An 18,686-nucleotide genomic window follows, 5' to 3' on the forward strand; every position below is an offset into this window, starting at 1 on the left:
TCGCCCTCCCCGCTCAACAGCACCGACTCCCCGGATTCGCATCCGCCGCAGCATGCCGTTCCCGCCAGTAGTCGCGTTCACTCATCGGCGGCCGATCGGGATGCAGTCGTCGATGCAGTTCGACGTATCTCGCATAGTCGTGATCGCCCATGAAAGCACCGATCCACCACCATGCACGTCGCAGTGCAGTGATCACGAGCGTCCTCCGTCCGCGTGGGCGGTACGAGCAGCACCGGGTGCACGGACCTTGCCGGACGCGATCAACTCGTCCCATTCCTTCTGCAGTTCACGCTCGACAGGGGTCGGCACGAATCCCGCCGGTGCGAATATCTTCGACGGCACGTCGGGTGTCTCGGTGGTAGGCATACCGCCCGCCCGGATCGACCTGATGCACACCACCACTCCGGCCGCGACCACGATGAGGACGAGCACCGCGAACACGATCGACAAGGTGCCCTGGATGAACGTGTTGCGGATGACCGCGTCCATCTCGTCCACGGTCTTCGCGGAACCGAAACTCGTCGCGCCGCTGTTCTTCGCGTCGACGAATGCCCGGTGCTGCGCCCAGTAGCCGACGGCACGGTCACCGGAGAAAATCTTCTGCCACGAGGCTGTCATCGTCACGACGAGATCCCACGCCAGCGGCACGCCGGGTATCCAAGCCCACTTCACCAGCCCCTTCTTCACGACGATCGTCAGCACGACCGTCAATGCGATCGCCGCGAGCAACTGGTTGGCGATGCCGAACAGGGGGAAGAGGGTGTTGATGCCACCCAGGGGGTCGGTGACACCCATCAGGAGGATGGCGCCCCATGCGGCGACCACCACGAACGAGCAAAACCAGGCACCGGGACGCCACGAGGGATCCTTGAACCTGCGCGCCGCGCCTCCGAAGTTACCGAGCGAATCCGACAGCATGAACCGCGCGACGCGCGTTCCGGCGTCCACCGTGGTGAGGATGAACAGCGCCTCGAACATGATCGCGAAGTGATACCAGAACGACTTCAGGCTGTCGCCGCCGAACAGGTCGCTCAGTACCTGCGACATGCCGAAGGCGAGCGTCGGCGCACCACCCGTGCGGGAGATGATCGACTCCTCCCCCACAGCGGTAGCCGCCCCGGTGATCTGCTCGGGCGTGATGTCGGGCGAACCCAGCCCGAGACCGTTGACGTATTCCGCGGCGGTCTCCGGTGTGCCGCCGGTGAGAGCGGTCGGTGCGTTGAGAACGAAATAGAGGTGCTGGTCGATGATGCACGCGGTGACCAGTGCCATGATCGCGACGAACGACTCGGTGAGCATGCCGCCGTAGCCGATCAGTCGTGTCTGCTTCTCCTTCTCGAGCAGTTTCGGGGTGGTGCCCGAGGAGATCAGCGCGTGGAATCCCGAAAGGGCTCCGCACGCGATGGTGATGAACAGGAACGGGAACAACGATCCCGCGAAGGCCGGACCGTCGCCGTCGATCGCGAACGACGTGATGTCGGGCATCTCCAGAGTCGGCCGCGCTACGAGGATTCCGACGGCGAGCAGGGCGATCGTACCGACCTTCATGAAGGTCGAGAGGTAGTCGCGAGGGGCGAGCAGCAGCCACACCGGCAATACCGACGCGGCGAAGCCGTAGGCGATCATCAACCACGAGATCGTCACCGGGGACAGCGTGAACCAGTTGGCCCCCCAGTCGGTCTCGGCCACCCACCCGCCCGCGACGATCGCGAGGACCAGCAGCACGACTCCGATGCCCGAGACCTCGGCAACCTTGCCCGGCCGCAGATAACGGAGATAGACGCCCATGAACAGGGCGATGGGGATCGTCATCGCGATGGAGAACATCCCCCACGGGCTCTCCGCCAGGGCGTTGACGACCACGAGGGCCAGCACGGCGATGAGGATGATCATGATGACGAGAACGGCGATGATCGCCGCGACACCACCGACAGGACCGAGTTCCTCGCGCGCCATCTGACCGAGGCTGCGTCCGCGGCGGCGCGACGAGATCCACAGAACCAGGAAATCCTGTACCGCTCCGGCGAATACGACGCCGACGATGATCCAGATCGTGCCCGGCAGGTACCCCATCTGGGCGGCGAGGACCGGTCCGACGAGGGGGCCGGCACCGGCGATGGCGGCGAAATGGTGACCGAACAGGACCCGGCGGTCCGTCGGCATGTAGTCCTTGCCGTTCTCGAGTTCTTCGGCGGGAGTCGCACGGTCGTCGCGCGGTTGCACGATCTTGCGTTCGATGAACTTCGCATAGAACCGGTACGCCACCAGGTAGGTGCACACGGCGGCAATGACGAACCAGACCGCGTTGATCTCCTCGCCACGCACCAACGCGATCATCGACCACGCGAACGCACCCAGGATTGCGAGAACGAGGAAGACGATGCGTGCGGTCGGCGAGATGGGAGTGCGGTCGACGACACCGACGGGCGGCAGATCGGGATCGGTCCGAAGGTATTCGACTTCCGGACGCTCCTCCGCGTGGGAATGCGACGTGGTGTCCGACACCGGTTCCGGGGGCATGACTGCTCCTCACCAGGACCGCCGCGCATCCGCGGAGTGTCGCGACGGACCTCGACAACGTGCACGCTGCTGACTTGCGTGACGCTACCCGACCGGCCCCTCTCTGCGGCGGCAGTTCGGTCGCCTGTTGCGGAACGATCCCGGCCACCTGTTGCCCCATCCGACCGACGACACTGGAGTGGAAGCACCATCGACAGGAGCACGAATGACTCACGCAGACCTCGACATACCGATTCGTCGCGGTGACCGACCGACGACGACTCCCACCAATCCCCACACACAGCTCGATCAGAACGCTCCGATCGAATGGCAGGACAGGTTGCGCGACCACGCACTGGCACTGCCAGGTGTCACGCGCGGCACCAGTCGGGTGTCTGTTCCCGGCACCGTTGCGTTCTTCCTCCACACACCGCCGGAACCAGCGTCGATTCCCGATATCCTCGGCGGCGAGTGGGGACACATCCATCCACACTCCGACGGCAGCCTTCATGTCAACGTTCCGACGGATCTCGCAGAGAAACTCATCGACGCGGGCTGGGCCGAGTACCACAGCCTGGTGGGCCGCGGCGTCCTCCCACCTATCGTCGTCATGGTCTACGGCCCACGCGACGAGGACGAGTTCGCCATCTGCTCGGCGATCGTCGAAGAGGCGTATCTCGCTGCGGGCGGGCAGCGCGTGGATGCGAGTGGTCGGGCCCTCGGACTCGGGGCGATCTGATACCGGCCCGGGCGACCGCGTCAGCCCTGCGCCGCGATCCTCGCGCGCACCTCGGGCCGGCGCAGCGGCGGAACCGTCGGCGGTGGCTGCCGACGATCGGGAAGAGCTTCGAGTAGACGCGTGGTCGTCGCGGTAACCTCGGCGACCGCCTGCTCGAAGGGTTCGCGCGTGGCGTCGGAGAGTTTGTGGATTCCGCTGACCTTACGGACGTACTGCCGGGCGGCCGCTTCGATCTCCTCGGCGGTCGCGGCCGGTTCGAGTCCGCGCAACTCCGTGATGTTCCGGCACATATATCGAGGGTAGAACGATCGAGGAGGTCCACAACCCGAAAACGGTGTTCCCGACCCGCATGGTCGACCATGCGGGTCGTAGGGTTCACCTCCGGGTCGTGGACCTCCGGTGCCTCTCGGTCAGAGGCGTTCGATGATCGTTGCGTTGGCGGTGCCACCGCCCTCGCAGATCGTCAGCAGACCGTAGCGACCGCCGGTGCGCTCGAGCTCGTTGAGCAGCGTCGCCATGAGCTTGGTGCCGGTCGCACCGAGGGGATGGCCGAGGGCGATCGCGCCGCCGTTGACGTTGACCTTGGCCGGGTCGGCTCCGATCTCCTTGATCCAGGCGAGAACGACGGGCGCGAAGGCCTCGTTGATCTCGATCAGGTCGATGTCGTCGATCGTCAGCCCGGCCTTCTCCAGGGCGTACTGCGTCGCCGGGATGGGCGCGGTGAGCATGAAGATCGGGTCGTCACCGCGAGCGCTGAGGTGGTGGATGCGAGCACGCGGCTTCAGGCCGTACTTCTTCACCGCCTCGTCGGAGGCCAGCAGCACCGCGGACGCACCGTCGGAGATCTGGCTCGCGACGGCGGCGGTCAGTCGACCACCCTCGACGAGAGTCTGGAGCGAGGCCATCTTCTCGAGGCTGGTCTCGCGCGGGCCCTCGTCGACGGTCGCGTCACCGAGCGGGACGATCTCGTTCTCGAAGCGTCCCTCTGCGATGGCGGCCTTGGCACGCTCGTGGCTCTGCAGCGCCCACTTCTCGAGTTCCTCGCGGCTGATGTCCCACTTCTCGGCGATCATCTCGGCGCCCTTGAACTGCGAGACCTCGTCACTGCCGTACCGCTCGGTCCAGCCGGTCGACCCGCCGAAGGGTGTGTCGAAGCCGTACTGCTGCCCGACGATCATGGCTGCGGAGATCGGGATCTGGGACATGTTCTGCACGCCACCGGCGATGATGAGATCGGCGGTGTTGCTCAGGATCGCCTGGGCACCGAAGTGCAGCGCCTGCTGGCTCGACCCGCACTGACGGTCGACGGTCACACCCGGCACGTGCTGCGGGTAGCCGGCGGCGAGCCAGGACGTGCGGGCGATGTTGCCGGCCTGTCCTCCGATGGCGTCCACGCAGCCGAAGACCACGTCGTCGACGTCGGCCGGGTCGATTCCCGTGCGCTCGACGACCGCCTTGATGACATGAGCGCCGAGATCGGCGGGATGCACGCCGGACAGGCCGCCGTTCTTCTTGCCGATGGGGGTGCGGACCGCATCGACGATGTAGGCCTCGGTCATTACTGCTCCTTAGGTGGAATCTGGTTCGACAGTCCGTCGAGAACGATGGAGAGATATTGCTGTGCAACCTGTTCGATGCTGAGCGAACCCCCCGGCCGGTACCAGCGGACTGCCACCCACACGGTATCGCGCAGGAACCGGAAGACGAGTTCGACGTCGACGTCCGGGCGGAACGAGCCGTCGGCGACGCCTCGTTCGATCACCCCGACCCACAGGTCACGGAACTCGATGTTGAGTTCGGCGATGTACGCGAAGCGTTCCCCTTCGAGGTGCTTGGCCTCGCCCTGGTAGATGGCGACTGCCGCGTGCGACCTGTCGATGGCTTCGTAGGAGGTCGTCACGAGCGCTGCGAGGGTGTCACGGGACGGAAGGCCGGCCCCGACGATCTTGCGGTAGCGGTCGAAGAGGTCGTCGAGGAAGGCGCGCAGGATCTCGTCGACCATCGACTCCTTCGAGTCGAAGTGGTGGTAGAGACTGCCCGAGAGGATCCCGGCCGCATCGGCGATGTCGCGCACGGTGGTCGCCCGGACACCGCGCGATGCGAACAGGTCGGCTGCGATGTCGAGCAGTTCCGCGCGGCGCCCGGACTTGCCGTTGGCTTCGTCGCGAGCTGGAGTCATGGAGACATCCTTTCAAGCTGCCGTGTGCTTTTCCGGTTGCCGGCGCCACCGGATCCGCACACGGGCGCGGTCAGGCGCGCTGCGAGGAGACCGACACGACCTCGCCGGTCAGGTAGGTGGTGTAGTCGCTCGCGAGCATCGCAATCGTCGCCGCGACCTCCCAGACCTCCGCAGCCCGCCCGAACGCCTCGTCGGAGGCAAGCCGATCGAGCAGTTCCTCACTGGTGACCTTCGCGAGGAAGGCGTGGCGTGCGATGGAGGGGGCGACGGCATTGATCCGCACCCCGTATTCGGCAGCCTCGATCGCGGAGCAGCGGGTCAGTGCCATGACACCGGCCTTCGCGGCAGCGTAGTGCGCCTGCGAATGCTGCGCGCGCCAGCCGAGGACCGACGCGTTGTTGACGAGCACGCCGCCGTGGTCGACCGAGCGGAAGTACCGCAGCGCCGCGCGGGTGGCGCGGAAGGTGCTGGTGAGGGTGATATCGAGGACGCGATCCCACTGCTCGTCGGTCATGTCCACGACCGGGGTCTCGCCCCCGAGACCGGCGTTGTTGATCAGGACGTCGATCCGCCCGAGCTGCTCGGCCGCTCCGGTGATGAGCGCGTCGACCTGTTCGGTGGACGAGACGTCGCACACGATCGCCGCGACCTGCTGCTCCGGGAACTCCGCAGCGAGCTTGTCCGCCGCCTCACCGAGCCGGCGCTCGTGGAAATCGGAGATCAGCACGTCGGCGCCCTCGAGCAGTGCCCGCCGCGCGGACGAGAACCCGATCCCGGTCCCGGCCGCAGCGGTGACGACGACCTTCTTACCGGCGAGGAGGCCGTGGCCGGGGGTCTCGACAGGCGGAGTCGCGAGGGGCGAGGTGGTCTGGGTTGAAGCGGTCACGGACGTGCCTCCCGGGGAAGGCCGAGCACTCGCTCGGCGATGATGTTGCGCTGGACCTCGTTGGATCCGCCGTAAATGGTGTCGGCGCGGGTGAACAGGAACAGACGCTGCCACTCCGCGAGTTCGAGATGCTCTGGATCGGTGATGTCGGACGGCTTCCCGGCATGATCTCGACCGGGCCCGACGAGCGAGACCGCGCCCTGCACGTCCATCGCGAGTTCACCGAGATCACGGTGCCAGTTCGCCCACAGCAGCTTCGCGACCGAAGCCTGGCCCGGATCTGCGTCCCCGAGGGTACGCAGGGCGTGAGAACGCATGACACGCAATCCGATTCTCGCCCGAGCGATGCGTTCGCGGATGTGCGGGTCGTCGAATGCCCCGTTGCTCCGTGCGATGTCGACGATGCCGTCGAGTTCGCGGGCGAAGCCGATCTGCTGACCGAGTGTGGAGACCCCTCGCTCGAAGGTCAGCAGTCCCATCGCGACCTTCCAGCCGTCGCCGGGGGCACCGACGACGAGGTCGGCGTCGGTGACGGCGTCGTCGAAGAAGACCTCGTTGAACTCGGAGGTACCGGTCAGCTGCTGGATGGGCCGCACGGTCACGCCGGGTTGATCGAGCGGGACGAGCAGGAAGCTCAGTCCGTGGTGACGCGTCGAACCCGGTTCCGTGCGGGCGACGACGAAAGCCCACTGCGCGACGTGCGCCAGTGAGGTCCACACCTTCTGACCGTTGATGACCCATTTGTCACCCACGAGCCGCGCGGTGGTGGAGACATTGGCGAGGTCGGAACCGGCGCCCGGCTCCGAGTAACCCTGCGCCCACAGCTCGGTGACATCACGGATGCCGGGGAGGAAGCGCTTCTTCTGCTCCTCGGTTCCGAAGGCGATCAGCGTGGGACCGAGCAGTTCTTCACCGAGGTGATTGACGCGCGCAGGCGCGTTCGCCTTCGCGTACTCCTCGTGGAAGATCACGCGCTGATCCATCGTCGCGCCGCGTCCGCCGTACTCGGTGGGCCACCCGATGCAGGTCCATCCGGCAGCCGCAAGATGACGGTCCCAGGCGAGCCGCTGTTCGAAGAATTCGTGTTCGCTGCCGGGTCCGCCACTACCTCTGATCTCGGCGAATTCGCCGGTCAGATTGTCTTCGAGCCACTGGCGTACGGTGGCTGCGAACTCCGCATTGTCCTGGCTCTCGCTCTCGTGCACGTCTGTACGATAACCTACCAAGCAATTGCTAGGTAGGGAGCTACGTGAACACAACACCCGGAACCACGCCGGCCGCCCTCATCCGTGCCGCCCGCGACCACGCCGACCGGTACGCCCTCGTCGACGGCGACACCCGGTTGACCTTCGCCCAACTGCACGAACGCGTCCGGGTTTTCGCTGCCGCGCTCGTGGCGCGCGGCCTGCAACCCGGCGAGCGCGTCGCCATCTGGTCGCCCAACACATTCCATTGGGAGATCGCAGCACTGGGCGTGCACTGGGCGGGCGGAGTCATCGTCCCGGTCAACACCCGGTACACCGGCAGCGAGGCCGCCGACATAGTCGAACGGGTGCGGGCCGCCGCCCTCGTCGTGGCCGGCGACTTCCTCGGAACCGACCGGTACGCAGCCCTGCGTGAGGCCGCACCCGATCTCACCATCCCGACGGTGGTACGAATTCCGCTGGGCGGCAACGACACCCCGAACGAAGACGTCATCGAGTGGGACGACTTCCTCGGGCTCGCCACGGATCCACTGCTCGAACAGGCAGACGAGCGCGCGCACTCGGTACAACCCGACGACGTCTGCGACATCCTGTTCACGTCGGGCACGACCGGGCGCAGCAAGGGTGTGCTCAGCGCACACCGCCAGCTCATCGGTGTGGCACAGGCCTGGGCCGACTGCGCTGCGCTCACCCCCGACGACAACTATCTGATCATCAACCCGTTCTTCCACAGTTTCGGGTACAAGGCCGGTTTCGTCGCGGCTCTGCTCGCGGGGGCCACCGTCGTGCCGATGGCCGTCTTCGACACCGAGAAGGTCATGGCAATCGTGGCGCGCGAGAACATCAGCGTGCTGCCGGGCGCACCGACGATCTACCAGAGCATTCTCGACCACCCTCGTCGCGGCGACTACGACCTGTCCAACCTGCGCGTGGCCGTCACCGGCGCCGCGCCGGTTCCCGTCTCCCTCGTCGAACGCATGCAGAACGAACTGAGCTTCGACGCCGTGCTCACCGCTTACGGACAGACCGAAGCTGTGGTCGCGACGATGTGCCGAATCGACGACGACCCCGTGACCGTCTCCAACTCGTCCGGCCGCGCTACGGCCGACTTCGAGGTACGTATCGGTGACAAGGACGAGATCCTCCTGCGCGGACCCAACGTGATGCTCGGATATCTCGACGATCCGGAGGCCACCGCGAACACGATCGACGAAGACGGCTGGCTGCACACCGGCGACGTGGGTGTGCTGGACGAGCGTGGCTATCTCGACATCACCGACCGCCTCAAGGACATGTACATCAGTGGCGGATTCAACGTGTATCCCGCCGAGGTCGAGGCGGTGCTGCTGCGCCTGCCGGGTGTCCACGAGGTCGCAGTGATCGGCGTTCCGGACGGGCGCATGGGCGAGGTCGGGAGGGCTTTCGTCGTCCCGCTGGACGGACATTCCCTCACCGAGGACGACGTGATCGCGTATGCCAGAGAGAAACTCGCCAACTTCAAGGCGCCGCGCTCGGTCCGGTTCGTCGACGCGCTGCCACGAAACCCGTCCGGCAAGGTACTGAAGAACGTTCTGCGTGAGGAGAAGTCATGACCGTCCCGTTCGAACCCGACGTCGTCACCTATGAGGTGCGCGACGGTGTCGCGATCGTCACCCTGAACCGCCCCGACTACCGCAACGCTCAGAACTCGGTCATGACCTACGCACTCGATGCGGCCTTCGAGAAGGCGGTCGAGGACGACGAAGTGAAGGTGATCGTGCTGGCCGGCAACGGCAAGCACTTCTCGGCCGGACACGATCTGGGTACCCCGGGCCGCGATCACCACGTGCACTACGACAACAAGGCCGTCATGTGGTGGGACCACGTCGACAAGGAAGGCGGCGACCAGCGCTACGCCCGCGAGATGGAGGTGTACCTGGGGATGTGCCGCCGTTGGCGTGAGATCCCCAAGCCCACCATCGCCTCGGTGCAGGGCGCCTGCATCGCAGGTGGGCTGATGCTCGCGTGGGTGTGCGACCTCATCGTCGCCTCCGAAGATGCGTTCTTCTCCGATCCCGTCGTGCGCATGGGCATCCCCGGCGTCGAGTACTTCGCACACCCGTGGGTTCTCGGCACTCGGTTCGCGAAGGAGATCCTCTACACCGGCGACCGTTTCTCCGCGCAGCGTGCCTACGAGGTGGGCATGGTCAACCGTGTGGTCCCGCGCGAGGAGCTCGAGTCCGAGACCCTCGCCCTCGCCGCCCGCATCGCGGAGATGCCGCGCTTCGGCCTGGCGCTGACCAAGCGCGCGGTCAATCAGTGCGAGGACCAGATGGGCATGCGTAACGGCATGGACTCGGTCTTCGGTCTGCACCATTTTGCTCACTCCTACAACGCCGAGGTCGGCACCGACTCCCTCGGCGGCATGAACGCCAAGTCGATGGCCGCGAGCGCGCGACCGGTCCAGGAAGGGTCCAAGTAGTGAATCTCGAACTCGACGACGCCACTGTCGCATTCCGCGACGAAGTGCGCGCCTTCCTCGAGGCGAACATTCCGAGCACACCGCTGAAGTCGATGGACACCGCGGAAGGCTTCGAACAGCACCGCGAGTGGGAGCGGCGACTGGCCGACGCACGACTGTCCGTCGTCTCGTGGCCCGAGGAACTCGGAGGTCGCGACGCGACGCTCGAGCAGTGGGTGGTGTTCGAGGAGGAGTACTACCGTGCCGGCGCACCGGGACGCGTGAGCCAGAACGGGATCTTCCTGCTCGCCCCCACGCTCTTCGAGCACGCGCACCCCGAGCAGCTCGCACGCATCATGCCCCGCATGGCACGCGCCGACGACATCTGGGCGCAGGCGTGGTCGGAACCCGAAGCCGGTTCGGACCTCGCTTCGTTGCGCTCGACCGCCACGAAGGTGGACGGTGGCTGGTTGCTCAACGGCCAGAAGACGTGGAGCTCACGCGCGTCCTACGCCGATATGGGCTTCGGATTGTTCCGATCCGATCCGGAGGCCCAGCGCCACAAGGGAATCACGTACTTCATGTTCGACCTGCGTGCCGAGGGGGTCACTGTCCGCCCCATCCCGCAGCTCGACGGCGAACCCGGTTTCGCGGAGATCTTCCTCGAGGACGTCTTTGTTCCCGACGACCCCGACAAGCCCGGCGAGTCCGGCGTCATCGGCGGTGTGAACGAGGGGTGGCGCGTCGCGATGAGCACCGCGTCCAACGAGCGGGGCCTGTCGCTGCGCGCGCCGGGTCGCTTCCTCGCGACCACCGATCGGCTGCTGAGCGCATACCGCGACTCCGCACTCCACGGCGACACCACCCTCCGCAACCGCGTCGCGGATGCCTGGATCGGTGCCCGTGCCTACGAACTGTCGACCTGGGCGACCGTGACGCGTCTGCGCAACGGCGGGCAGCTGGGCGCCGAGTCGTCCATCAACAAGGTGTTCTGGTCCGACTGGGACATCGCCGCCCACGAGACGGCACTCGACCTTCAAGGCCCCGACGCCGAGATCGTCGACCGCTGGACGGACGGCTACCTGTTCTCATTGTCGGGACCGATCTACGCCGGCACCAACGAAATCCAGAAGAACGTCATCGCCGAGCGCCTGCTCGGCCTCCCGAGGGGTGACCGATGAGATTCGCACTCGACGAGTCCCATGAGGACTTTGCGTCCAGTATCGACGCCCTGCTGACCAAGTCGGACATGCCTTTCGTGATCCGCGCCTGGAACAGCGGCGACACGGCTCCGGGCCTCCAGGTGTGGCAGCGGCTCGCCGAGACCGGTGTCAACGGCCTGCTCGTGGCCGAGGAGCACGACGGCCTCGGCGCCGATGCGGTCGACCTCGTCGTCGCCGTCGAACAGCTCGGCCGCCACGCCGTACCCGGCCCGGTCGTCGAGACCGTCGCTGTGGTTCCGGCTCTGCTCGCCGCCGTTGCTCCGGAGCGGCTCGCACCGCTCGCTGCCGGTTCCCTCGCCACGGTCGCGCTGCTCCCCCACGTTCCCTACGCCACGGACGCACACGTCGCCGATCTCGTCCTGCACGTCGCGGACGGAAACGTGTCGACGGGCGCGACGGGTGAGGCGCGCGAATCGGTCGACCGGTCACGTCGGCTCTTCCCGCTCTCGGCAGACGAGCATCTCGGCTCTGCCGACACCGCGGCGGCATTCGACATCGGCGTGCTCGCCGCTGCCGCCCAGCTGCAGGGTCTCGGCCGGACGTTGCTCGACACCACGGTCGAGTACGCGCAGCAGCGGAAGCAGTTCGGACGGGCGATCGGCTCCTTCCAGGCCGTGAAGCACCACTGCGCGGAGGTCGCGGTCGCTCTCGAGATGGCTCGGCCGTTGCTGCACGCCGCTGCCCTCGCAGTGCGCGATGGACTCCCCACCGCGTCGCGGGACATCTCGGCTGCCAAGGTCGCGTGCGGTGACGCCGCGTACCTTGCCGCCCGCACCGCACTGCAGGTGCACGGTGCCATCGGATATACCCAGGAGTACGACCTGTCGCTGTGGATCACGAAGGTTCGCGCGCTGGTGACCGCGTGGGGCACGCCCGACGCACACCGCGCGCGGGTCGTCGAGGCTCTCGAAGCGGCGGAGAACGAGAAGGCCGGAGCAACATCATGACCTTCGAGACCGAGGAACGCGCCGCCCTGCGGGAGTCGGTGCGCACCCTTCTCGCCAAGCACGCAGATTCGTCGGCGGTTCGCGGTGCGATCGCGTCCGAGAACGGATACGACGCCGACCTGTGGACGATGCTCGTCGAACAGATCGGCGTTGCGGCCCTGGCCATTCCGGAGGAGTACGACGGCATCGGTGCGTCTGCAGCCGAGACCCACGTCGTCCTCGAGGAGCTCGGCCGGACCCTGGCACCCACGCCGTTCCTCGGTTCGGCTGTGCTGGCGGCCCAGACGCTGTTGCTGTCCGGGAACACCGATGCTGCCGCGCGCCTGTTGCCGGGTATCGCCGCAGGCGAGATCGTCGCGGTCTGCTGGGCATCCGAATTCGGCTGGGACAAGCCTGGAGTCGTCGCCGATGGGGACGTCCTCACGGGTACTGCCCACTATGTGCTCGGCGGCGACGTGGCCTCGACACTGCTCGTACTGGCGCGCGACGGCGACGATGTCGCACTGTTCGAGGTCGATCCGGCCGCGGACGGGATAACGCGACGCCGGGTTCCGACGATGGATCCGACGCGCACACTCGCCGAGGTGACGTTCTCGGCGGTGACCGCCACCCGCATCCCGTCCTCCCCTGATCTTCTCGAGCGGCTCCGCGTCGCCGCAATCGTCGCGGTGTCGGCCGAGCAGGTCGGTGCGGCACAGGCTGCCCTCGACCTGACAGTCGAGTATGCGAAGAACCGCAAGCAGTTCGGGCGTGCGATCGGCTCGTTCCAGGCGCTCAAGCATCGAATGGCCGACATGTACGCACAGGTGGAGACGGCCCGTTCGATGTCGTATGCGGCGGTGCTGTCACAGGATCCGCAGGATGCATACGCCGCGAAGATCTACTGTTCCGAGGCGCTGCGCCACGTCGCGTCGGAGGCCGTCCAATTGCACGGCGGTATCGCGATCACGTGGGAGCACGACGCGCAGTTGTTCTTCAAGCGAGCGCACGGCAGCGCCCAGTTGTTCGGACAACCTCGCGAATACCTGGCGGCCGTGACGGCCTGAGCAATGGTCGATGCCGTCGATACGGCCTTCCGCACCGCGGGAAGCAGCGACCGCGTCACCGACCGCACTCTCCGCTAGGTGCCGCTTCCCGGCCCCTCGGCTCAGCTCTCTCTACGTCCCCGCCGCATCGTCGTGGCGGGGACGTAGAGCATTCACGCCACGGTCCCGGTGGGTGACCGAGCCGCAGTACAGCGCGGTGCGACGGTCGCGCGCTTCCGTGTGCCGGGCCGATGCCGCGGTTAGCCTGGACGGATGACAACTCCCGATATCACGCTGAACTCCGGAACGACGATCCCGCAGCTGGGCCTGGGAGTCTGGCAGGCCACCAACGACGAGACCGAACGCGCCGTCCGGTATGCCATCGACGAGGCCGGCTATCGGCATATCGACACGGCCGCGGCCTACGGCAACGAGGAAGGCGTCGGTCGTGCTCTCGCCGCGTCGTCGGTGCCGCGCGAGAACATCTTCGTCACCACCAAGCTGTGGAACTCCGACCAGGGGTACGAGCCCGCACTGAAGGCGTTCGATGCGAGCCTGAAGAAGCTGGGCACCGACTATGTCGACCTGTACCTGATCCACTGGCCGTTGCAGGACCGCGAACGGATCCTGCGTACCTGGGACGCGCTCGAGAAGATCGCCGAGTCGGGCCGCGCGAAGGCCATCGGAGTATGCAACTTCGAACCGCACCATCTGCAATTGCTCATCGATCGCGGCGGGATGCTACCGGCCGTCGACCAGGTGGAACTGCATCCGCACCTTCCCCAGACCGAGATCCGCCGATTTGCATCCGAGCACGGCATCGCGGTCGAGTCGTGGAGCCCGCTCGGCGGCACGAGCAACTCCGGTTGGGGCCCGAACTCCAAGCCGAACACTTTGCTCGTCGACCCGATCGTCACGCGCATCGCCGACCGGCACAGCAAGTCGGCCGCGCAGGTACTGATCCGCTGGCACCTGCAGAACGGCCTCGTCGTGATCCCGAAATCCGTGCACGAGGAACGCATCGGCCAGAACATCGACGTCTTCGATTTCGAGCTCGACGAACTCGACCTCAGCGAACTCGACACGCTCGACGACGGGACCCGCGTGGGGATGCATCCCGACGAGATGAATATGGGTGCCCCCGACTGATCATCCACACGAAGCGGGGGCGCCGGCTCCTTCCCTTCCGGATTGGAACGTGTTCTCATTACTCGGGTACGCGCGTTCCATCCGGAAGGGCAGCAATGAGCGAGTCGAGCACGCATCTGGTTCTCGGACAGCAGGTCACAATGCCCGTACAGGTGCGGACCGCGACGGCGTTCATGGCGATGTTCTCCGTCCCCGCGCACTCCGCACAGGAGTTGATCGCCCCCACCGGGCTCGAGGTTCTGCAGTTCCGGCCGGGGCGCGGGATCTGCACTCTCGTGTTCGTCGACTACATCGACGGCGACCTCGGACCGTACAACGAGTTCGGTGTGTGCTTCCTCGTTCGCGACCACGAGCGACCCGGCGGTTCGGTACTGCAGGACCTGCGCAGCCTGGCCACGGGTGGGGCCGGTGCCCTCATCCACCGCCTGCCGGTCGACGGGGAGTTCACTCTCGCTGCGGGACGGGGCATCTGGGGTTTCCCCAAGACACTGGCCCATTTCGACACCGACCACCACAGCGCCGCACGACGAGGGTCCGTGTCCGCCGATGGCGAGCTGATCGCCGAATTGACCGTAGCGTCGGGTGTTCCGTTATGCGGCAAGGGAATCGCAGCATCGTTTGCGGCGTACTCGCATCTCGACGGCGCGACCCGGCGCACGACCTGGGAGATGAATCCCAGTGGTGTCCGCGCCCGCATCGGAGGGGCCGGACTGCGCCTGGGGCACCACCCGATCGCGGAGGAACTTCGAGAACTGGGGCTCCCGAGGCGCGCCCTCGCGACATCGGTGATCTCGGAGTTGAGGATGACCTTCGGCGACGCGACGGTCGTCTGACGAGGCTCCTGCAGTCAGGAAAGCGTGCCTACTGCCACCAGAACGATGACCGCGATGCCAAGCAGAGTGTCGAGCACCCCACAGAACTCTGCGAGCGAACGAGCTACCACGGTGTTACGCCGGAAGTGGGCACAGTCCCACGCGGCGTGCCCCAGGAGCCCGAGCCCGACGACGATTCCCGCCGGAACAGGGGTGGCAAGCACCGCAGCCGCCGCGACGGCACCGAAACCGAGCATGGCCACGGCTGAAGGACCGACGATCATCGCGCGACCGGCCGCGGTACGCGCAAGTCCGTAGACGGCGCCGGCGACGCCGAGAGCGACCATGAGCAGGGTGATCTCGATCGGCAGGTCGAAGGCGGTCACGGCGAACTTGCCCAGTCCGATCATCACGACGGTGCCCAGGAACAGTGGCCAGGCCATTCCTCGACGTCCGAGCACAGCCGCGCCGAGGTAGACGAGTGCCGCGCCTGTGAGGATCGCCGGAAAATCGGTGCCTCCGTCGGCGAGGACGAAGGCAGCGAGGGCCGCGGCGACGAGGCTCGGCCAACGGCGCAGCACCTTCCTCACCGGGCCGTAACCGGCCGCAGATCGATCCTCGGGCATTACGGAGGCAGTGGGATCCAGGCTCGTCATGGCATTCCGCCTAAGTTGAACAGTAGTGTTCGAGTTATTCGGTCAGCGTAACCTGAACACCACTGTTCGACAAGAGAGGGAGCCGGTGACCACTCACGAGACATCCCCGCGACTCAAGCGGCGCGCGGATGCCGAACGGAACATCGAGGCCGTCCTCGACGCCGCGCGCATCTCCTTGAGCCGCGACCCCGACGCGAGCATCGGGGAGATCGCAAAGGCCGCCGGCATCGGCCGCGTCACGCTCTACGGCCACTTTCCTACGCGCGCAGATCTTGTCTCCGAGGTGATGCGACGTGCACTTGCCCAAGCCGAACAGGCCCTTGAGCAGATCGACCTGGCCGGCGACCCCAGGGAAGCCCTGCGACGGCTGGTCGCGGGTTCGTGGTCGCTCACCGCAGACGCCGGAGCGCTCCTCACCGCGGCCGAACAAGCGCTCCCCGCCGAAGACGTCCATGCCGCCCACGACGGCCTGTTCGCTCACGTGACCACCCTCATCACCCGCGGATGTTCCGAAGGCGTCTTCCGCACCGACCTCCCGCCGAGCTGGCTGGTCTCGGTCCTGCACAGCATCGTCCATTGTGCTGCAAGCGAAGTCGCTGCAGGCCGGGTGAGGAAGGAGGACGCGGCGAACTACATTGCAACGACGGCCCTGTCCGCGTTCACTCCACCCGCTGCGATCTCACGCGCGTGATCGAGAAGTGATCACTCCGTCGGCGTCCTGACGCTCACGGAGACGACTCACCGTGTCGTGCAGGTGTTCGGCGAGCAGGCGCCGCACATCGTCGGCTTCGCCGGAGCGGATCGCATCCCGGAGGACGACGTGCTCGTCGACCTGCCGGTGGAGATCCGGATAGGTGGTCTGCAACGCGCCGAGGCACATCCTCGTCTCGACGAGCAGCGTGCGTGCGGCCCGCACGAGCCGTGGACTTCCGGCACTTTCCACGAGAATCTCGTGGAACCGCTGGTCGCCGTCCGAAACTCCGGCGGCGTCTCCACGATGCGCGGCGTCGCGCATCGCCTCGATCGCAGTTCCGAGTTCTCTCCAGGTGTGCTCACGGCGTCCGTCGAGCAGAAGTTCGAGCGCGCCGCCCTCGATGACCCGGCGACTGCGATAGATGTCGACCACGTCGTCGAAGGTGAGTTCGGCGACGAAGATCCCGCGGTTGCGAATGCTGTAGAGCAGGCCTTCGGACAACAACCGCTGCATGGCTTCTCGCAGTGGCCCCCGGGAGACCTCGAAGTGCGCGGCGAGCTCCGCTTCGCCCAGCTGCGCCCCGGGGACGAGTGTCCCTCGGACGATGGCCGACCTGATCTGCTCGGCGATGAGCTCGGCCGTGGACGGCCGGGTCACCGGACGTAGATCCCGCAGATCACCGAGCACCATGATCGGCCTCCTCCTCGAACAGCGAGCCCAGATCCGGGCAATCCACTCTATATCCGGCGAGCGTCAGCCCGTGCCAGACGGTGACCTGGTTGGCGGTGAGCACCGGCTTGCCGATCCGCTTCTCGAGTTCGGGGAGGATGCGCAGGGTGTGCATCGCGGTGTCGGGCACCACGACGGCCTGGGCCTCGGGCCGATCGTTGCCTTCTACGAACTCGATCACAGCGTCCTCCGACAGCGTTCCCACCTCGGCAGCCGTGTCGATCCCGGCGTCGGCCAGCGACACCACACCGATTCCGGCCGCGGCGAGAAAGTCGACGAACAACTCTGCGACGTCGCGCGGATAGCTCGCAGCCACTGCGACCTGTGACGCTCCGAGAGCGTGGAGGGCCGCGGTGAAGGCGAAACTGGTGCTGGTGGTGGGTACGTCTCCCGATGCGCGAGCGAGACGGTCGACCTGCTCACGCGCCCCCTCCGGTCCGTACACGAAGCTTCCCGACGTGCAGGCCCAGACGAGGGCGTCGAGATGCTCATCCGCGAGCTCGGCCGCCCCGCTCGCCAGGCGTTCCGGATTGCCGAGATCGAGGAGTTCGGGCACCGCGTGCAGATCGGTGCCGTAGATGTGAACGACGGGCAGCGCCACACCGAGCAGATCTGCGGCGTACGGATAATCGTCTTCCGCGGCGTGATCCGGGTAGATGATTCCCACTGTCGCCGTTCGCTGCTCGTGAATCATCAGAAGACTCCTCTCAGCCATTTCCCAGGCCCACTCATCGGAAGTTTCATCCGCCCCAGGCACGCCCAGATCGTCAACTGGTTGGCCGTGAGCACCGGTTTGCCCAGCTCTCGCTCGAGAGGCGCGATCACGTCGTAGGTCGGTAGATTGGTACAGCTGACGAAAATCGCCTCCGCCTCGTCGGTATCGGCAGCCATGATGTGCTCGACGATGGTTCGGTAGTTGACCTTCCAGATGCCCCCACCCAGACCGAGATGCGTGGAACGAGCGACCTCGACACCTGCCTCGTACAGGAAGTCGTGCAGCAGGGCGGTCAGTTCGGCGTCGTAGGGTGTGATGACCGAGAGCCTGGTGATCTCCAGGTGGCGAAGCGCCTCGAGGAGGGCGCCCGAGCTGGTCACTGCGCACGGTGCGCCTGCCTCGCAGATGGCGTCACACAGCGTGCGTTCGTAGGTGACCCCCTTGATGAAGCTCCCCGAAGTACACAGATAAGCAACGACTTCGGGTTCGACGTGCAGCACGTCGCGAGTCGCGGTCATGAGGTGGCGTCGCTCGGACACCAGTTCCGCCATCGCCCTGCTGACGGGCACCGGTTCGTAGGGCGTGCGCGCGAGATGCAGACTCACCTCGAGCGGCGCCCATCGCCACAGTTCGCGTTCGAGCGCAAGATCGAACGGTGCGATCACACCGATCCCCCGCTGTGCCAGGGGACCTTCGAATTCGGGGATGTTCAGTTCCATATGGTCCCTCGGCTTCGTTGCAGGTTTCCCCAGCCTTGAAGATTGTTGACAATAATACGAGGCGCTCAT

General features: G+C 66.3%; 20 protein-coding genes. 9 read left to right on the top strand and 11 right to left on the bottom strand.

All coding sequences use genetic code 11. The annotated features are described in order from the left end of the window. Positions 1-13 precede the first annotated feature (13 nt). Positions 14-196 carry a YbdD/YjiX family protein gene (locus ABZ789_RS19870; protein ID WP_358427377.1) on the bottom strand — a complete coding sequence of 61 codons (183 nt, stop codon included), beginning with the start codon at positions 194-196 and terminating at the stop codon, positions 14-16. Continuing rightward, on the bottom strand, positions 193-2,520 hold the full coding sequence (locus tag ABZ789_RS19875) for a carbon starvation CstA family protein (RefSeq protein ID WP_358427380.1): 2,328 nt from the start codon (positions 2,518-2,520) through the stop codon (positions 193-195). The genes ABZ789_RS19870 and ABZ789_RS19875 overlap by 4 nt, the downstream gene beginning before the upstream one ends. A 205-nt stretch (positions 2,521-2,725) precedes the next feature. Here ABZ789_RS19875 and ABZ789_RS19880 point away from each other — a divergent pair, with 205 nt between their 5' ends. Next, positions 2,726-3,238 carry a phospholipase gene (locus ABZ789_RS19880; RefSeq protein ID WP_358427383.1) on the top strand — a complete coding sequence of 171 codons (513 nt, stop codon included), beginning with the start codon at positions 2,726-2,728 and terminating at the stop codon, positions 3,236-3,238. Between the two features lie 20 nt (positions 3,239-3,258). Here the strand turns inward: ABZ789_RS19880 and ABZ789_RS19885 are convergent, their stop codons facing one another. The 5 genes from ABZ789_RS19885 to ABZ789_RS19905 form a co-directional block, all read right to left on the bottom strand. After that, on the bottom strand, positions 3,259-3,528 hold the full coding sequence (locus ABZ789_RS19885) for a DUF2277 domain-containing protein (protein ID WP_358427386.1): 270 nt from the start codon (positions 3,526-3,528) through the stop codon (positions 3,259-3,261). 120 nt (positions 3,529-3,648) lie between these two features. Beyond that, positions 3,649-4,797 carry an acetyl-CoA C-acetyltransferase gene (locus tag ABZ789_RS19890; protein WP_358427389.1) on the bottom strand — a complete coding sequence of 383 codons (1,149 nt, stop codon included), beginning with the start codon at positions 4,795-4,797 and terminating at the stop codon, positions 3,649-3,651. Beyond that, positions 4,797-5,417 carry a TetR/AcrR family transcriptional regulator gene (locus tag ABZ789_RS19895; protein ID WP_358427391.1) on the bottom strand — a complete coding sequence of 207 codons (621 nt, stop codon included), beginning with the start codon at positions 5,415-5,417 and terminating at the stop codon, positions 4,797-4,799. Before ABZ789_RS19895 ends, ABZ789_RS19890 begins: the two co-directional genes overlap by 1 nt. 70 nt (positions 5,418-5,487) lie before the next feature. Continuing rightward, positions 5,488-6,303 carry an SDR family oxidoreductase gene (locus ABZ789_RS19900; RefSeq protein WP_358427394.1) on the bottom strand — a complete coding sequence of 272 codons (816 nt, stop codon included), beginning with the start codon at positions 6,301-6,303 and terminating at the stop codon, positions 5,488-5,490. Beyond that, a complete protein-coding gene (locus ABZ789_RS19905) occupies positions 6,300-7,508 on the bottom strand; it encodes an acyl-CoA dehydrogenase family protein (protein WP_358427397.1) in 1,209 nt (402 codons plus the stop codon). The genes ABZ789_RS19900 and ABZ789_RS19905 overlap by 4 nt, the downstream gene beginning before the upstream one ends. A 44-nt stretch (positions 7,509-7,552) precedes the next feature. Here ABZ789_RS19905 and ABZ789_RS19910 point away from each other — a divergent pair, with 44 nt between their 5' ends. The 7 genes from ABZ789_RS19910 (at position 7,553) to ABZ789_RS19940 (ending at position 15,125) form a co-directional block, all read left to right on the top strand. Beyond that, positions 7,553-9,100 (top strand): FadD3 family acyl-CoA ligase, encoded by a 1,548-nt coding sequence (locus ABZ789_RS19910; RefSeq protein ID WP_358427400.1) that lies wholly within the window; start codon positions 7,553-7,555, stop codon positions 9,098-9,100. Beyond that, a complete protein-coding gene (locus ABZ789_RS19915; RefSeq protein ID WP_358427403.1) occupies positions 9,097-9,969 on the top strand; it encodes an enoyl-CoA hydratase in 873 nt (290 codons plus the stop codon). The genes ABZ789_RS19910 and ABZ789_RS19915 overlap by 4 nt, the downstream gene beginning before the upstream one ends. Then, complete coding sequence (locus ABZ789_RS19920; RefSeq protein WP_358427406.1) at positions 9,969-11,129, top strand: acyl-CoA dehydrogenase family protein; 1,161 nt, start codon at positions 9,969-9,971, stop codon at positions 11,127-11,129. Before ABZ789_RS19915 ends, ABZ789_RS19920 begins: the two co-directional genes overlap by 1 nt. Then, entirely contained in the window at positions 11,126-12,118 is a 993-nt protein-coding gene (locus tag ABZ789_RS19925) for an acyl-CoA dehydrogenase (RefSeq protein WP_358427409.1), read from the top strand. Before ABZ789_RS19920 ends, ABZ789_RS19925 begins: the two co-directional genes overlap by 4 nt. Beyond that, the gene (locus ABZ789_RS19930) at positions 12,115-13,164 is read left to right on the top strand and encodes an acyl-CoA dehydrogenase family protein (RefSeq protein ID WP_358427412.1); all 1,050 of its coding nucleotides are present in this window, start codon (positions 12,115-12,117) and stop codon (positions 13,162-13,164) included. The genes ABZ789_RS19925 and ABZ789_RS19930 overlap by 4 nt, the downstream gene beginning before the upstream one ends. 252 nt (positions 13,165-13,416) lie before the next feature. Next, entirely contained in the window at positions 13,417-14,292 is an 876-nt protein-coding gene (locus ABZ789_RS19935; RefSeq protein ID WP_358427415.1) for an aldo/keto reductase, read from the top strand. Between the two features lie 95 nt (positions 14,293-14,387). After that, positions 14,388-15,125, top strand: coding sequence for an acetoacetate decarboxylase family protein (locus tag ABZ789_RS19940; RefSeq protein ID WP_358427418.1), 738 nt, complete (start codon positions 14,388-14,390; stop codon positions 15,123-15,125). Between the two features lie 14 nt (positions 15,126-15,139). On the opposite strand, the gene ABZ789_RS19945 is transcribed toward ABZ789_RS19940, so the two are convergent. Then, positions 15,140-15,760, bottom strand: coding sequence for a hypothetical protein (locus ABZ789_RS19945; protein ID WP_358427421.1), 621 nt, complete (start codon positions 15,758-15,760; stop codon positions 15,140-15,142). An 85-nt stretch (positions 15,761-15,845) separates the two neighbouring features. Between ABZ789_RS19945 and ABZ789_RS19950 the strand changes: the two genes are divergently transcribed. Beyond that, positions 15,846-16,451, top strand: coding sequence for a TetR/AcrR family transcriptional regulator (locus tag ABZ789_RS19950; RefSeq protein ID WP_358427424.1), 606 nt, complete (start codon positions 15,846-15,848; stop codon positions 16,449-16,451). Here the strand turns inward: ABZ789_RS19950 and ABZ789_RS19955 are convergent. Genes ABZ789_RS19955 through ABZ789_RS19965 form a run of 3 tightly spaced genes read right to left on the bottom strand, consistent with a single transcriptional unit; the run spans position 16,440 to position 18,617 of the window. Then, a complete protein-coding gene (locus ABZ789_RS19955; RefSeq protein ID WP_358427427.1) occupies positions 16,440-17,144 on the bottom strand; it encodes a GntR family transcriptional regulator in 705 nt (234 codons plus the stop codon). The two genes, ABZ789_RS19950 and ABZ789_RS19955, sit on opposite strands and share 12 nt — an antisense overlap. Continuing rightward, a complete protein-coding gene (locus tag ABZ789_RS19960; RefSeq protein ID WP_358427430.1) occupies positions 17,131-17,877 on the bottom strand; it encodes a maleate cis-trans isomerase in 747 nt (248 codons plus the stop codon). Before ABZ789_RS19960 ends, ABZ789_RS19955 begins: the two co-directional genes overlap by 14 nt. Beyond that, a complete protein-coding gene (locus ABZ789_RS19965) occupies positions 17,877-18,617 on the bottom strand; it encodes an Asp/Glu/hydantoin racemase (protein WP_358427433.1) in 741 nt (246 codons plus the stop codon). The genes ABZ789_RS19960 and ABZ789_RS19965 overlap by 1 nt, the downstream gene beginning before the upstream one ends. Between the last annotated feature and the right edge of the window lie 69 nt (positions 18,618-18,686).

Origin of the sequence: Rhodococcus sp. NPDC047139, assembly GCF_040643435.1 — a bacterium.
GTDB lineage: Bacteria > Actinomycetota > Actinomycetes > Mycobacteriales > Mycobacteriaceae > Rhodococcus.